General features: G+C 42.4%; 1 pseudogene. It reads right to left on the bottom strand.

The features are described 5' to 3' along the window. Positions 1 to 295 precede the first annotated feature (295 nt). Positions 296 to 721 (bottom strand): annotated as a pseudogene (locus tag R7R78_RS26200) (D-alanyl-D-alanine carboxypeptidase); the annotation flags it as partial.

Raw genomic sequence — 721 nt, 5'->3', positions numbered from 1 at the left:
CTTGTGCACGTGTCACTCCATTTTTGTTCTGGTTTGTTTTCTCTCATACCCATCACGCACAAATGGTTGTGCAAAAACATCACTGAAGGCTTGGACTAACAACGATTTGTGAGGATTGGGATCACATCCAATATCGAAAGCTACGGCATCGTTATTCTTTGACGTCGTTTTTAATAAAAAGCGATGGGAGAGCAAGAATAACAACACGTTTTAGCTTCTTTGGACATTACGAGTTGTTCAAAAAACTAAGGCGACCATTTAGGCCGCCTTAGTAAATTGATTTTATAAAAAACCTTTAAAACCAGCTTGCTACCAGTCGCTTAAACCAATCCATAATACGTTTAAAAATCCCACCTTCTTCCACTGGTTCGAGTGCAACTAGCTCGGTCTCCTTCACGACTTTTCCATCCACTTTGTATAGCAAAGTACCAACTACCTGATCTTGAGCAATTGGCGCAAGTAAATCACCGTTGTATTCCACTTCCGCTTTAAGTTTGTTTACGTCACCTTTAGGCAGAGTGAGATAAACATCGCGGTTCACACCAACTTTTAACTCATCCTTTTGCCCCATCCAAACGCGAGCGTTTGCGATATCAGTTCCTGCGGCCGTTGGCATCAAGGTATCGTAGAATCGAAAACCATAACTAAGAAGTTGCTTACTTTCTGATTCACGCACACTTTGGCTCTTCGCCCCCATAACAACTGCGATAAGGCGCATGTC

This window comes from Vibrio sp. 2134-1 (assembly GCF_033339495.1).
Note: the sequence above shows the minus strand (reverse complement) of the source record. Positions and strands in the feature narration are given on the sequence as shown.